The sequence below is a fragment of the Actinacidiphila sp. bgisy167 genome (assembly GCF_965342175.1).
Classification (GTDB): domain Bacteria; phylum Actinomycetota; class Actinomycetes; order Streptomycetales; family Streptomycetaceae; genus Actinacidiphila.
Map to the genome: position 1 here is coordinate 1 of NZ_CBDRBL010000119.1, position 13,679 is coordinate 13,679.

A 13,679-nucleotide genomic window follows, 5' to 3' on the forward strand; every position below is an offset into this window, starting at 1 on the left:
CCCCCCCCCCCCCCCCCCCCCCCCCCCCCCCCGGGGAGGGGTCAGAAGGTCAGGCTCCAGCGGTCGAGGTAGCCGGGGTCGACTGTGAAGATGCCGGGGGTGTTGTCCGTGACCCGCAGCTTCCACGTGCCGTTGGCGGGGACCGCCGAGGCGTCCACGGTGTAGGTGGCGTGCACCTCGCCCTCGCCGGTGTCCCAGTACCAGGGCTTGACCGGGATCTCCGTCCCGTTCTCACTGACCAGGGTGACGACCTGGCCGCCGACCCAGGGGTGGACGAGGTCGATGGTCACCTTGAGGTCGCTGGGCGCGTTGCCCTTGCGGCCGGTCACGATCAGCGGGGACTCGATCGTCTGCCAGTTGGGGATGTCGTAGCGGGCCGGGTTGACGAAGAAACCGCCGCCGGAGGCCAGGACGGGCCACTCGAAGCGCACCGTGCGCTTGGCCTTGTGCTGGGCGGTGTTCTCGACGGTGACGGCCGTCTTGTACGCGCCGGCCTTCTTCGGCGTGCCGCTGATCAGGCCGGTGCGCGCGTCGATGGACAGGCCCTTGGGCAGCCCGTGCGCTGAGTAGGCCAGGCGCCCGGGGACCGAGCCCACCGCCTCGACCTGACGGGTCGTCGGCTGCCCGACGGCCACGGGGCGGGTGGAGGGCGCCGTCACGGCGATGTGGTTGACGAAGCGGGCGCCGACGTTCACGGCGGCCCAGGCGTTGCCGACGGCCTCGTAGGTCTCGCTGCCCTGCCCGAACAGGTCGGCGGCCGCCTGGAGGGTGGCCGCGCGGGCACCGGCGTAGTCGGTGCTGCTCGTCATGTACGTGGTCAGGGCCCGGTACCAGATGTCGGTGGCGTTGGGCAGGCCGATGGGCGCGACCGGCAGGCCGTCGTAGGTCGGGCTGTCGTAGGCGACGCCGTTGATCGTCTTCTTCCCGCTGCCCTCGGAGAGGAGGTAGAAGAAGTGGTTCGCCGGGCCGGAGCTGTGGTGGACGTCCTCCTTCTTCAGGTCGGGGGTCCAGTAGTCCAGCGACGTGCCCTTGACCGGGTCGGCGTCCTTGGAGGGCTGGTCCATGTGACGCAGCGGCTTGCCGGTGCCGCGGACGTCGGCGAGCTCGCCCAGCGTGTAGTCGGGGACGTCGGCGGGGTTGTCCGCGAAGAACTCCACGGCCGTGGCCATGATGTCGCTGGTCGCCTCGTTGAGGCCGCCGGACTCTCCGAGGTAGGTGAGGTTGGCGGTGGCGTAGGTGACGCCGTGCGTCATCTCGTGGGCGGCGATGTCGAGTTCGGTGAGCGGGTGCTCGTTGCCGCGGCCGTCGCCGTACGTCATGCAGAAGCAGCCGTCGTCCCAGAAGGCGTTGGCGAAGTTGTCGCCGTAGTGCACCCGGGAGATGGCTCCGACACCGTTGTCAGCGATGCCGTTGCGGCCGAAGCGCTCCTTGTAGAAGTCCCAGGTCTCGCGCTGGCCGTAGGCCGCGTCCACAGCGGCGGTCTGGCGGTCGGCGAGGGTGCCGTCGCCCCAGACGTCGTCGTCGCCGGTGACCAGCCTGCCGTTGCCGCCGACGCCGGTCAGGTCGTGGGTCCTGTGCCCGCCGCGCTCCGGGTCGGTCAGCTCGTAGACGCCGTTGTTGAAGACGGTGCCGATCTGCACCTGCCCGCTGTACTGGCTGTTGCCGACGCCGGAGCGGATCTCCTCCATGCTCTGGAGCTGCTTGCCGGTCGCGGCGTCGTTGACGACGTTCAGCCGGCTCGGGGTCCCGTCCTTCTGTGTGCCGGTGACGTACGACTGCCACGCGAGGGTCGGCTTGCCGTCGCCGAGGAAGACGACCAGGCGGGGGGCGCCGTCCGCGGCCGGGGTCCCGGTCCCCTCCCTTCCGGCCGCGGCCAGGGCGGACTTCTTCGCCTCGGCGGCGCTGACCGCCGCCTTCGTGCCGGGCACCTCGAGGGGCGCCTGCGACGCCTTGCTGACGGTGCGGCCGTCCGCCCGCTCATGGACGACCAGGTCGCCGCCGATGACGGGCAGTCCGGCGTAGGTGCGCTCGTAGCGCGTGTGCACCGTGCCGTCGGCGTCCTTGATGACGTCCTTGGGTATCAGCGCCTCCTCGCCGCCCAGGTGGAGGTCCCGGGCGGTGGTGGCCCGCCGCTCGGACGCCGCCTCGAGCAAGCGCTCCCGCTGTACGGGGGAAAGGGTGGCCGCGCGCGCCCCGGGCCGGGACTCCGCCGCGATCCTGCGCGGGGCCGTCCCGTCACTCTCGGCCGCGGCGACGGCACCGGTGGCCGGCAGGAGGGGGGTCAGCAGGGCGGCCAGGGTGACGGCGGCGGTCGCCGCCACACGGCCGCGCACGCGGCGGGCGGGAGGGGGGTTCGGCGGGGAAGCGGCGCCCGTGGCGGCGGGATGGTTCGTCACTCGTACAGCTCCTTATACCCGACCGTTCGAACGGCCGCTGGGGGAAGGGGACATCGCCGGCCTGGAGGCCTCGGCAAGGTGACGTGCGAGTGATGCTCGCGCGACGTGCTGGATCGTGTCAGCCTGCCTGTTCCCTGTCACCACTGCGGAGACCAATGTCCGAAAGTCGGTTCGGCGCCTCACCATGGATCGGTTCCAACCCGCCCTCGCCACCTGTCAGTTCATGATCCGAGGCCGCGAAGTGGCACCAGGGGGCGAATAGATCACGCCACGGAAGCGGACACCCCGTCCGGCCCGGAAGATACGGGTCTGGGAGCCTTTCCCCTGATCGGTACGGGCCTGACGGGGTCACCATCGACACCGGGTGGCTCAATACGGTGTCGGAGGCGAGGCATTCGAGCCAGCGGCCGCGGGTGGACGAGGCGCGTGCTACGCGTCCTGGGCGGCCGGGACGGCGTACCCCGCGACGGACGGCCAGCGGACGGTCAGCACCGTCGAGTCCTCCTCCGCCACCCACGAGTGGTCCACGCCCTTGCCCCACACCACGTAGTCGCCCTGGCGGGCCAGTACCACCGATTGCCCGGGGAACTCGACCCGGAACCGGCCGCTGATGAGAATCTGCAGGGCCGTCCGCTCCTCGCCCCGTACCCACTCCCCGCGCTCCTCCCCCGCCGGGTGGAGGCCCCACTTGATCTCCACGGCGTCACTGTGCCGGGGGTCGCCCGCCTCCTTGAAGTGCCCCAGCAGCCACCCCCTGTCGAGCGGTGCGTCCTGACCGGCATTGCCCACGTACACGCTGTCGTCCATGAGGGGACGCTAACACCGCACTCCGGCCGTCCCGACGGCCCGGCAGGACGCCCGCGCCGACCCTCCTCAGCCGTCCTCACCGGGTTCGCCGAGCACCATCTCGGCCGTGACGGCCCATCATTCGTGGCCCCGCCACGCGCCGTCGAGGTACGGGAAGCGCGGGGAGTACCCCTCGCGCTCGAAGCCCAGCCGCTCCACCAGTCTGATCGACGCGACGTCGGCGGGCGGGATGTCGGCCTCCACCCGTGCAGACCGAGGTCGCCGACGGCGTATGCCATCACGAGCCGCAGCCCCTCCGCCAGGTAGCCGCGGCCGGTGGTCGACGCGTAGGCGGCACAGCCCAGCGCACCACTCTGAATGGTGCCCCTGACGATGTCGTCGATGTTGACCGCGCGGACGACGGCGCCCGTCCCGCGGAGGCAGAGCCGAAACCCTCGTACGTCGGGTGGTCGAAGCGCTCGACGTAGGCGGAGAAGACTCCGGGGTGTGCTCCCACCTGAGCACCCAGGGCCCGTCCAGTACGCCGCTCGCCCGGGCGAGCGCGCCGATCTCCTCGTGGTCCCGGACGGTGATCCGGCGGATGGCCCGCCCGGGGACCGTGAGCGAGGAAGGTGTCGTCAGCCCTCGCGCGATCGTCGTACGGCCGGCCCCGCGGAACCGCTTCCCGGCGAACGGCGTTCCCCCGCGGGAGATGGGCGAATGAGCGCGTGCGGCGGGGTCAGAGCGATTCGCCGGGTCGGAGATACCGGTAGCCGTGGTCGGTCTGTTCCGCGAGCCAGCCGTTGACGCTGTCGAGGCCGAACTCGTTGCACTGGCCGTCGTGGACACCGAACGCCCGCCGCGGCGCGACGGCGTTGACGAAGTCGATCACCTCGGTCGTCTTCAGCCAGGACGCCTGGAGCGGCACCATGAGCGTGTCGACCGGCTGCGCGGGCACGTGCAGCGCGTCACCGGGATGGTAGAGGGCGTCGTCGATGACGTAACCCAGGTTCACGCAGTCGGGCCGCCCGGCGTGGATGAGCGCGTGGCGGCCGCCCACCGCGCGCACACGGAAGCCGGCGGCGGTGAACTCCGTGCCGGCGGCGACCCGGACCGACTCCAGCCGCGGGATGTCCGCCCCGGCGGGGGCGTGGACCGGGACGCCGAGCCCGGCCAGGCGGAGCACGTCGACGTGGTCGCTGTGCTCGTGCGTGACCAGTACGGCGTCAGCCCCGTCCAGCGCGGCCGGCTCGCTCCATTCCCCGGGGTCGATGACGAGCACGCGCCCCTCATGCTCGACGCGAACGCAGGCGTGGGTGTACTTCGTGATCCGCATGGCCCCGACTGTAACGCGAGGTGCCGGAGCGCATGGTGGGATCACACCGCACCGCGTCCGAACCCCCTGCGGGAGGGCGCAACGGCGCGCAGTTCTCCCCGCCCTGGACGACACCGCCTCCGCGCACGTCCCGGCCCGCGAGGACGACAACGCGCCGGCCCCTTGTCGTCGAGGAGATCGGGGAACACGCCGTCAACGGAGTCGAGTTCCCCTTGCCGCACGCCATCCTGGGCTGGACCGCTCCATGAGCGGTGACCACCACACCGTCCGCCATGTCGGCGCCGCGCAGGTTCCCGAGGTCTCGGCGGCCCTGGAGCGGCTGGACGGAGCCGGCAGCGCGAGCGGTTCGCAAGGCTCGCCTTCGACGCCGTCGGCCAAGGGCCACCGAGGGTCGCCGCCTCGCCCTCCGAGAACGCCGGCGTGGACAGCTCGGTTGGCAGCGCCCCGCCACGGACCCGTGCGGCGGCGTGTCGGCCTGGCACAGCCGGCCGGCGGCCCGTGCGCCGGGTGAGGCGGCCGCGAGCCGCCTTCTGAAACGTTCTCATCTCGTGGCCCGCACCCACCGCGATGCTCCGGCGCGAACCGCCGGCGATCCACCCCGGCGTCACGGATACCGCCCGCCACCGCCCCCACCACGCCCGTCGAGGTTCGTACCCGCCGGGACCTTGCCCCCGCCAGGGACCCCGATGTAGCCTCCGCATGGATTGAAACGGTTCAATACATTGGGCTCAGCACATCACCGCGTTGCATCTCGGCACTGATCACTCCGGGATGACAGGCACCTCCACCTCTCACTCCGGGAGCTACGGAACCATGCACGACGACAGCAACCGCCCCGAGGGCGGCGGGGTCTCCCGCCGAAGCCTCCTCATCGCCACCGCCGTCGCGGGCACCGCGGTGGCCCTGGCCCCCGCACTGCCCGCTGCCGCCGCCGAGGCGCGGACGGGGAGCGGGGTGGCGGGCGCGGGGGGTGCGGCCGGCGCGTTCGCCGAGCCGGGCAGCGCGGTGCGTCCCAAGTTCCGCTGGTGGTGGCCGGACGGTCTGGTCGACCCCGACGAGATCCGCCGCGAAGTGGACCAGATCGCCGACGCCGGGTTCGGCGGGGCCGAGATCGCGGCCGTCCACCACAGCGTGAAGGACACCGCCGTCCTGGACACCGAGCACCACGGCTGGGGCAGCCCCGCCTGGGTGGCCGGTGTCCACGCCGCCCTGGAGCAGGCCCGCCGGCGGGGCGTCACCATCGACCTGACGATCGGCCCGAGCTGGCCGGCGGCCGTCCCCGGGATCACCCCCGACAGCGAGGCCGCGGTGCAGGAACTCGCCCTCGGCGCCGTCACGGTGACCGCCGGCACGGCCTACTCGGGCCCCGTGCCGCCGCCCGCCGCCGCCCCCGCGTCCGGGGTCACCCGGCAGCGGCTGCTGGCCCTGCTGGCCACCCGGATCGCCCCCGAGAACGCCACCCGCAAGGAGACCGGCCTGGACCGCGCGAGCGTCCAGGACCTCACCGCGCACGTCGCCGCCGACACGGTCGACTGGACCGCGCCCGCCGAGGGCGACTGGGTGCTGACCGCCCTCTGGCAGCGCGGCACCGGGCAGACCCCCGAGGGCGGCCCGCACACCTCGCCCACCGCCTACGTCGTCGACCACTTCAGCGCGGCCGGCACCAGGGCCATCACGGACTTCTGGGAGCGCAAGCTGCTCACCAAGGAGATCCGGGGGCTCCTCAGGTCCGCCGGCGGCGTCCTGTTCGAGGATTCCCTGGAGATCGAGACCAAGGCACTGCCCTGGACCCCCGGGCTGCCCGCCGCCTTCGAGAAGCGCAACGGCTACCCGCTGCTGCCCGTCCTGCCGGTGATCGCGATGAACGGCGGCAACCAGGTCTACGCCTACGACGCCGTCGCGACCCGGCAGATACGCCACGACTTCTGGGACACCGTCAGCGACCTCTACAACACCCACCACCTCACGGCGCTGCGCGACTGGGCGCACGCGCTGGGCCTGGGGATGCGCGCCCAGCCCTACGGACTGCAGACCGACGCGATCAGGTCGGCCGCGCTGCTGGACATCCCCGAGGGCGAATCGCTGGGCTTCAAGAACCTCGACGACTACCGCTGCCTCGCCGGAGGCCGGGACATGGCGGGCCACTCGGTGCTGTCCTGCGAGGCGGGCGCCTACACCGGCTCCGCGTACAGCACCACGTGGAAGAAGTTCCTGGGCACCATGGGCGGCGCCTACGCTGCCGGCGTCAATCAGACAGTCGTGCACGGCTTCTCCTACGCCACGCTGCCCGGGGTGAAATGGCCCGGCTACGCGGCCTTCACCCCCTACAACGGCACCGTCGGCTACGGCGAGTCCTGGGGTCCGCGGCACCCGACCTGGCGGCACGTCAGCGATGTGTCCGGCTACCTGTCCCGGGTGCACCACGCCATGCAGCGCGGCACCTCCCGGATCGACGTCGCGGTCCTCCGGCAGAGCGGCTACACCGCGACGGGGATCGGCGCCTCCTGGTTCACCTCGACGGGCGTGCCGCTCGGCTGGACGCACCAGTTCGTCAGCGGGCCGCTGCTGGACCTTCCGTCGGCGAAGGTCCGCGACGGCAGGCTGGCCCCCGACGGCCCGGCCTACCGCGCGCTGTTCGTCGACGGTGACTTCTTCTCCGGTTCGGCGATCACCCTCACCCTCGAGGACGCACGCCACCTGCTGCGCCTGACGCGGACCGGGCTGCCGATCGTCCTGCTCGGCGACTGGACGACGGTCACGACGACCGGTATGTCGGACGACTCCCGTCTGCAGCAGCTCCGTTCCCTGGTCGCCGAGCTGCTCGCGCAGCCGCGGGTCCGGCAGGTCACCGAGAAGCCCGCGGTGGGCGAGGCCCTCGCGGACCTCGGTCTGGTGCCCGACGTGAGCTACGCCGTCCCCTCGACGCTGCTCACGATGCACCGCTTCGACGAGGGCGTCGACTGGTTCTATCTCGTCAACGGCAAGCACTCCGAGACGGTGAAGCCCCCTGTCGCCGCGATCGACCACGCCGTCACGGTGCGCCGCACCCGCTCGGGCGCGGTGCCCCATCTGCTGGACCCGTGGACGGGTGAGGCCCGGCCGCTGGGCCTGTACGAGCAGGACGGCGACCTGTTCACCTTCCGGGTGGCCCTGCAGCCGTCGGAGTCGATGATCGTGGCCTTCGCGCCGCCGGGACGCTTCCACGGCGAGCCCGGCCGTACGCACGCGGTCACCACGGACGCGGACGACGTGCGCTTCGACGACGGGCGGCTCGTCCTGCGCGCCCGCGCGGCCGGCGCCTACACCACTGCGCTGTCGCAAGGGAGTCCGGTCCGCACCGTGGTCGCCAAGGTGCCCGCACCGCGGGAGGTCACCTCCTGGATCCTTGACGCCGAGGACTGGCGTCCCGGCGCCGACCCGGACCGCACCACCGTCGTGCGGCACCGGGTCGCCCTCGACGCCCTGGCGCCGTGGAACGCCGTCCCGGAGCTCGCCGACGCCGCGGGCATCGGCCGCTACCGCACCACGGTCGAGCTCGACGAGCCCTGGAGCGGCGGCTTCGGCGCCCTGCTCGACCTCGGGGAGGTCACCGACACCTTCCGGGTCACCGTCAACGGGCGCCCGGCCCCCGTCACCAGCCACCTCAACCCCGTGGTGGACCTCGGCGGGCTGCTGCGCCGGGGCGCCAACACGATCGAGGTCGAGGTGGCCACACCGCTGATCAACCGGCTGCGTGTCAGCGACCCGTCCGTGTACGGCGGCGCCGCCTCGCAGCGCACCGGGCTCGTCGGGCCCGTCCGGCTGATCCCGTACGGCGAGGCAGTGGTGGGCCGGGACTGACGGTCCCCCGCCCGCCCCCCCGTCCCCCGCCGTACGCACGGCGGGGGACGGGGGGCACGGGGTTCGACGCCCTCCGAAAGCGGCGACGCCGGGCGCGGCAGCGGCGATCGGCCCCGGCGCGGCGGTGGCAGCAGCATGCCGCTGTCACCGCCGGCGAACGCCTCCCCGCACCCCTGACGCAATCGCGTTGCCGCGGTGCTCGGCCGTGCGCGAGAATCCGGCCCCATGACCTCCGCGATGCGTCACATCACGATCGACTGCTCCGACGCCTACCGCCTGGCGAGCTTCTGGTCCCTCGTCCTGGACCGCCCGCTGCACGAGGACGACAAGCCCGGCGACGCGGAAGCGCTGATCGAGGTCGACGGCAGCCCCGGCCTGCTCTTCGTGACCGTTCCGGACGCCAAGACCGTCAAAAACCGCCTGCACCTCGACATCCAGCCGCAGGACCGCACCCGCGACGAGGAGGTCGAACGCCTGCTGTCGCTCGGTGCGACGCAGCTCGACGACCGGCGCCGCCCCGACGGAACCGGCTGGGTCGTGCTCGCCGACCCGGAGGGCAACGAGTTCTGCGTCGAGCGCAGCGCGGCGGAGCGCTCGGACTGAGCCGGCTCGGCTCCCGCGCTCAGCGCGGCCCCGCCCCGTCGTGGCCGTCCCGCGCGAACCGGTCGTGGTCGCCCAGCACTTCGGCGATGACACGCCGCTCGGTCTCGGCACGGGCCGGGTCGGCGGTGAGGGAGCCGGCGAGCACCAGCAGGGACTTCCACAGGGCCCAGCCGCGGGCACGGGACCAGGTGGCGGGGTCCTGGCGGACCGTGCGGCGGAACGCCTCACGGCTGTCTCCGGAGAACATGGTCCAGGCGATGACCAGGTCGCAGGCGGGATCGCCGACGCCCGAGGTGCCGAAGTCGATGACGGCGGTGAGTTCGCCGCCGCGCACGAGGAGGTTGCCGGAGGCGACGTCGCCGTGGAACCAGACAGGCCGGCCGCGCCATCGGGCGGCCAGGGCGGCGTCCCAGACGGCGCGGGCGCGGGCGGTGTCGACGTGGCCTTCGAGGACCTCCAGGCAGCGGCGGGTCTCCTCGTCGTAGTGGGCGGGCGACGCGCCCCGGTACCAGCTGTGCGGGCCGGCGGCCGGGCCGCCGGACGGGTCGCAGCCCTGGAGCGCGAGGAGGAACTCGCCCACGGCGGCGGCGAAGCGGGGCAGGTCGGGGATGCGTTCGGGGGCGGCCGTCTCGCCCGGCAGCCAGCCGCGTACGGACCAGGGGAAGGGGTAGCCCTCGCCGGGGGCGCCCATCGCCAGGACCGACGGGACGGCGACGGGGAGCGAGGGCGCCAGCTGGGGCAGCCACTCGTCCTCCTTGGCGACCGCGGGGACGTAGCCCTCTGCGGTGGGGAGCCGGACCGTCATGGCGTGGCCGAGGCGATAGGTGCGGTTGTCCCAGCCCTCGGCCTCCACCGGGGTGACGGGCAGGTGGGCCCACTGGGGAAACTGCGCCGCGAGCAGGCGTTCGACCAGTGAGGCGTCGATGCCGGCACGGCCGTCGGGTGGGGTGGTGAGCATCCGGTGATGATCACCCGTCATGTCACCGTGGGCAACGGATTATCGGGCTGTGCGCCGCGGGAGGCCGGCTCCGCGCGCATCAGCGGGGAGCCGCCCGCGCGCAGCCGCCGTGCAGACACGCCCGCTGTCGCTCTGACGGCACGGCAGCACACGGTCCGGGTGGCGTCCCTCCGCGAGCACCGTCGGTGAGCCCTCTGGCCCCCCGCCGGGGCGGCCGTCCGCTTCCGGCGGTCCGCAGGCAGGCACCGGGGCATCGTTCCACGGGCGAGGGTTTCCGAGCAGGTCGGCGACACAAAAGCAACCAAGCGGTCGACGACAAGATGTCTCGCCAGTTCATACGGCTCCCCCGCAGACTGCCCGTCCCGTCCACACCCGCCCATCGGCGGCGGTGGCCGCCTGTCCCCTCGGTCACGGCTGCTCTACCAGGCCGCCCCGTCCGGGGCGGGGCGGAAAGCGGCGGGACCCCGCGGGCCACGGCCCGCGGGGTCCTTGCCGAAGGGGCTCAGACGGCCGCGGCGCCGGCCTGGGCGAGCTCCTGGATGACCTTGATCAGGCCCTCGACGACCTCGGCGTCGTCGGCCGGGTGGGTCTCGGCGAAACGGATCACCGAGCCCGGAATGGAGAGCTTGACGTCCGTGAGGACGGAGGCGCCCGCGATGCCGGCGGCCTTGCGGGCCTCGTCCTGCGCCCACACCCCGCCGTACTGGCCGTACGCGGTGCCGACCACGGCGACCGGCTTGCCCGCGATGACAGCGACTTCGCGCGGGCGGGACAGCCAGTCGATGGCGTTCTTGAGGACGGCCGGGATGGTGCCGTTGTACTCGGGCGAGAAGAGCAGCAGCGCGTCGGCCGCGGCGGCGGCGGTCCGCAGGCGGCCGGCCGCCTCGGGCGCCGCGCCCTCGACGTCGAGGTCCTCGTTGTAGAAGGGGATCTCCGCCAGCCCCTCGTAGAGCGTGATGTCGACGCCCTCGGGGGCGTGCTTCACCGCAGCCTCCGCGAGCTGGCGGTTGTGCGAACCGGCGCGGAGGCTGCCGACGAGGCCGAGGATGCGGACGGTCATGGGTGATCTCCCTGCTGGTGGACGTCTTGAAGCGGACCGCGGTCCGGTTATGTTTGTACCAGCAAAACGGACCGCGGTCCACTTCCACTCCCGGCGCTAGGCTGTGCCCATGACCGAGCCGCCGCGTACCGCCGCCCTCCCCGTGAGCGCTGTCTTCGCCGACTGCGCGCAGCTCTCACTCACGCCGGCGAACAAGCGCCCACGGCTGCGCGCCGACGCGGCGCGGAACCGCCAGCGCCTGCTGGACGTGGCGGCCGAACTCGCCGAAGCGCACGGAATCGCGAACGTGACCATGGAAGCCGTCGCCGTGGCGGCCGGGGTGGGCAAGGGGACGGTCTTCCGCCGCTTCGGCGACCGCACGGGCCTGATGCTCTCCCTGCTCGACCACATCGAGCAGCAGCTCCAGGCGGCCTTCCTCACCGGCCCGCCGCCCCTGGGACCAGACGCCCCGCCGCTGGAGCGGCTGCGCGCCTTCGGCCCCGCCGTCATACGCCACGAAGACGCCCACCGCGACCTCTACATGGCCGTGCGCCGCCAGAACCAACGCTTCGAACCGTCCTACCAGCTCCGGCTCACCCACGTGACACTGCTGCTGCGGCAGATGGGGGCGCCCGGCGACGTCGAGCTGACCGGACACACCCTGCAGGCCTTCCTCGACACCATGCTGATCCAACACCTGCTCAGAACCCGGGGCATGCCCGTCGAGCGACTCGAGGCCGGCTGGTGCGGCCTGGTCGACCGCCTCGCCACCCAGCGATAGCGGGCCGCGGAGTACGCTCGCCGCACAAACCAGGGGGGCATCGATGACACCGCACACCGGCAACGCGGAAGCCGTCACATCGGGGACGGCTGCGAGGCGCCCGGTTTGGGCGCACCCCCGGATGTGGGCGAACCTCGCCATTGGAGTGCCCGCGGTGCTCCCCCTGTCCTGCGCGTGGTGGCTGCTGACGGAGTATCTGCCGATGGACTGCAGGAGCGTGGCGGACTCGTACGCGCCGGGCTTCTCCGGCGACTGCGACTACGGCACACTGGACCACGCGGGCCCCGTCATGATCCTGCTCTTCCTGACCGGCGCCCTCCTTCTGACGGCCGTGCTCGTCGTCGATGTGCTGCTGCCGCACTCCCGGGGCCGCAGCGCACGGCCGTGGCTTGCCGCGACGGTGTTCGTCCCCGTTCCGTACGCGGCACTGGCGGTAGGACTCCACTTTCTGTCGTGATCCCGACAGGCGGCGTGAACCCGCCACCCTCACCGGCCCATCTGAATCGTTCAACTCGCTAGCATGCGGCGGACCTCGGATGAATCCAATGTGAAGGGTCCCCCCTTTGAGACCGCTCTTCCCGGGCCGAACAGGCCTGTCGATCGTCGCGGGTATCGCGGCGACGCTGGTGGCGATCCCACCGACGTTTGCCGCAGAGCACGTCGGCGGCCACGCCACTGCCACCGCCTCGTCGGCGAACGTGGTCCTGACCGGCGGAGCCGCGAAGGCCTCCACCCCGCGCACGGTCACCCTCATCACCGGTGACCGCGTCACCATGACGCCGGGCGGCGACGGCCGCGCCTCCGTCACGGTGGAGGGCCCCGGCGGCCGTCGCGCGGACGCACGCATCGTCACACAGCACGGCGACACCTACGTCTACCCGTTCGCCGCCGAGCGGTACGTGGCGGCCGGGCTGCTCGACACCGACCTCTTCAACGTCACGCGGCTCATCGCCGACGGCTACGACGACGCCCGTTCCCAGGGCCTGCCCGTCATCCTGACCTACGCCTCCGACGCCCACCGGAAGCTCGCGGCGCCCTCCCTCCCCGAAGGGGCCACCGGCGCGCGGGCGCTGACCAGCATCGACAGCACCGCCACCACCCAGAAGCACGACCGGGCGGCGGATTTCTGGGCCGACCTCACCGGCGAGGACGCCCCGCAGACGTCCGCCAGGGCCACGGCGAGCGGACCGGTGCTGACCGGAGGTATACGCAAGGTCTGGCTCGACGGGAAGGTGAAGGCGCAACTCGCCGAGAGCGTCGCGCAGATCGGCGCCCCCGAGGTGTGGGCCAAGGGCGAGACGGGCCAGGGCGTGGATGTCGCCGTGCTCGACACCGGCTACGACCCCGGGCACCCCGACCTGCAGGGCGTCGTCACCGAGTCGCGCAGCTTCGTCCCCGATGAGGACATCGAGGACCACAACGGCCACGGCACCCATGTGGCGTCCACCATCGCCGGCAACGGCGCCGCGTCCGGCGGCAAGGAGAAGGGCGTCGCCCCCGGCGTGCGACTGCACGTGGGCAAGGTCCTCAGCAACGCGGGCAGCGGCACCGACTCGTGGATCATCGCCGGCATGGAGTGGGCCGCGCGTGAGGCCAAGGCCCGCGTGGTGAGCCTCAGTCTCGGCAGCGACCAGCCCTCCGACGGCACCGACCCGATGAGCCAGGCGGTCAACGAACTCAGCGCCGAAACGGGCGCGTTGTTCACCATAGCCGCCGGCAACCACGGCCCCTCCGAGGGCACCGTGGCCGCACCCGGCGCCGCGGACGCCGCGCTCACCGTCGGCGCCGTCGACTCCTCCGACGCCATCGCCGACTTCTCCAGCCGCGGCCCGCGCTTCCGGGACGACGCGGCCAAGCCGGAGATCACCGCTCCCGGGGTCGACATCCTGGCCGCCCGTTCGCGGTGGGCTACCTTCGGGACCGGCCTCTACGCCACCATC

General features: G+C 72.7%; 11 protein-coding genes. 5 read left to right on the forward strand and 6 right to left on the reverse strand.

The genetic code is table 11. The features are described from left to right. Positions 1-41: 41 nt before the first annotated feature. The 4 genes from ACRWND_RS28690 to ACRWND_RS28705 form a co-directional block, all read right to left on the reverse strand. Entirely contained in the window at positions 42-2,396 is a 2,355-nt protein-coding gene (locus ACRWND_RS28690) for a M4 family metallopeptidase (RefSeq protein WP_431954520.1), read from the reverse strand. Positions 2,397-2,825: 429 nt separating this feature from the next. Beyond that, complete coding sequence (locus tag ACRWND_RS28695; RefSeq protein ID WP_431954522.1) at positions 2,826-3,203, reverse strand: signal peptidase I; 378 nt, start codon at positions 3,201-3,203, stop codon at positions 2,826-2,828. Between the two features lie 117 nt (positions 3,204-3,320). Beyond that, complete coding sequence (locus ACRWND_RS28700) at positions 3,321-3,446, reverse strand: GNAT family N-acetyltransferase (protein WP_431954524.1); 126 nt, start codon at positions 3,444-3,446, stop codon at positions 3,321-3,323. A 475-nt stretch (positions 3,447-3,921) separates the two neighbouring features. Further along, positions 3,922-4,518 (reverse strand): MBL fold metallo-hydrolase, encoded by a 597-nt coding sequence (locus ACRWND_RS28705; RefSeq protein WP_431954526.1) that lies wholly within the window; start codon positions 4,516-4,518, stop codon positions 3,922-3,924. Positions 4,519-5,331: 813 nt separating this feature from the next. Between ACRWND_RS28705 and ACRWND_RS28710 the strand changes: the two genes are divergently transcribed. Continuing rightward, a complete protein-coding gene (locus ACRWND_RS28710; RefSeq protein WP_431954528.1) occupies positions 5,332-8,358 on the forward strand; it encodes a glycosyl hydrolase in 3,027 nt (1,008 codons plus the stop codon). 225 nt (positions 8,359-8,583) lie between these two features. Beyond that, the gene (locus ACRWND_RS28715) at positions 8,584-8,961 is read left to right on the forward strand and encodes a VOC family protein (RefSeq protein WP_431954530.1); all 378 of its coding nucleotides are present in this window, start codon (positions 8,584-8,586) and stop codon (positions 8,959-8,961) included. 19 nt (positions 8,962-8,980) lie between these two features. Here the strand turns inward: ACRWND_RS28715 and ACRWND_RS28720 are convergent, their stop codons facing one another. Then, a complete protein-coding gene (locus tag ACRWND_RS28720; protein ID WP_431954532.1) occupies positions 8,981-9,919 on the reverse strand; it encodes an aminoglycoside phosphotransferase family protein in 939 nt (312 codons plus the stop codon). 502 nt (positions 9,920-10,421) lie between these two features. Then, on the reverse strand, positions 10,422-10,979 hold the full coding sequence (locus ACRWND_RS28725; RefSeq protein ID WP_431954534.1) for an NAD(P)H-dependent oxidoreductase: 558 nt from the start codon (positions 10,977-10,979) through the stop codon (positions 10,422-10,424). 109 nt (positions 10,980-11,088) lie between these two features. Here ACRWND_RS28725 and ACRWND_RS28730 point away from each other — a divergent pair, with 109 nt between their 5' ends. From ACRWND_RS28730 to ACRWND_RS28740, 3 genes are all read left to right on the forward strand, one after another. After that, positions 11,089-11,739 (forward strand): TetR/AcrR family transcriptional regulator, encoded by a 651-nt coding sequence (locus tag ACRWND_RS28730; RefSeq protein ID WP_431954536.1) that lies wholly within the window; start codon positions 11,089-11,091, stop codon positions 11,737-11,739. A 43-nt stretch (positions 11,740-11,782) separates the two neighbouring features. Beyond that, positions 11,783-12,196: a hypothetical protein gene (locus ACRWND_RS28735; RefSeq protein WP_431954538.1), complete on the forward strand. Its 414-nt coding sequence runs from the start codon at positions 11,783-11,785 to the stop codon at positions 12,194-12,196. 106 nt (positions 12,197-12,302) lie between these two features. Next, positions 12,303-13,679 (forward strand): S8 family serine peptidase (locus ACRWND_RS28740; RefSeq protein WP_431954540.1); only part of this gene is annotated, 1,377 nt, incomplete at its 3' end.

Coding starts and splice junctions, on each gene's coding strand:
- ACRWND_RS28710 (WP_431954528.1), top strand. CDS start 5,332: ATGCACGACGACAGCAACCGCCCCGAGGGCGGCGGGGTCTCCCGCCGA.
- ACRWND_RS28725 (WP_431954534.1), bottom strand. CDS start 10,979: ATGACCGTCCGCATCCTCGGCCTCGTCGGCAGCCTCCGCGCCGGTTCG.
- ACRWND_RS28730 (WP_431954536.1), top strand. CDS start 11,089: ATGACCGAGCCGCCGCGTACCGCCGCCCTCCCCGTGAGCGCTGTCTTC.
- ACRWND_RS28720 (WP_431954532.1), bottom strand. CDS start 9,919: ATGCTCACCACCCCACCCGACGGCCGTGCCGGCATCGACGCCTCACTG.
- ACRWND_RS28715 (WP_431954530.1), top strand. CDS start 8,584: ATGACCTCCGCGATGCGTCACATCACGATCGACTGCTCCGACGCCTAC.
- ACRWND_RS28695 (WP_431954522.1), bottom strand. CDS start 3,203: ATGGACGACAGCGTGTACGTGGGCAATGCCGGTCAGGACGCACCGCTC.
- ACRWND_RS28705 (WP_431954526.1), bottom strand. CDS start 4,518: ATGCGGATCACGAAGTACACCCACGCCTGCGTTCGCGTCGAGCATGAG.
- ACRWND_RS28735 (WP_431954538.1), top strand. CDS start 11,783: ATGACACCGCACACCGGCAACGCGGAAGCCGTCACATCGGGGACGGCT.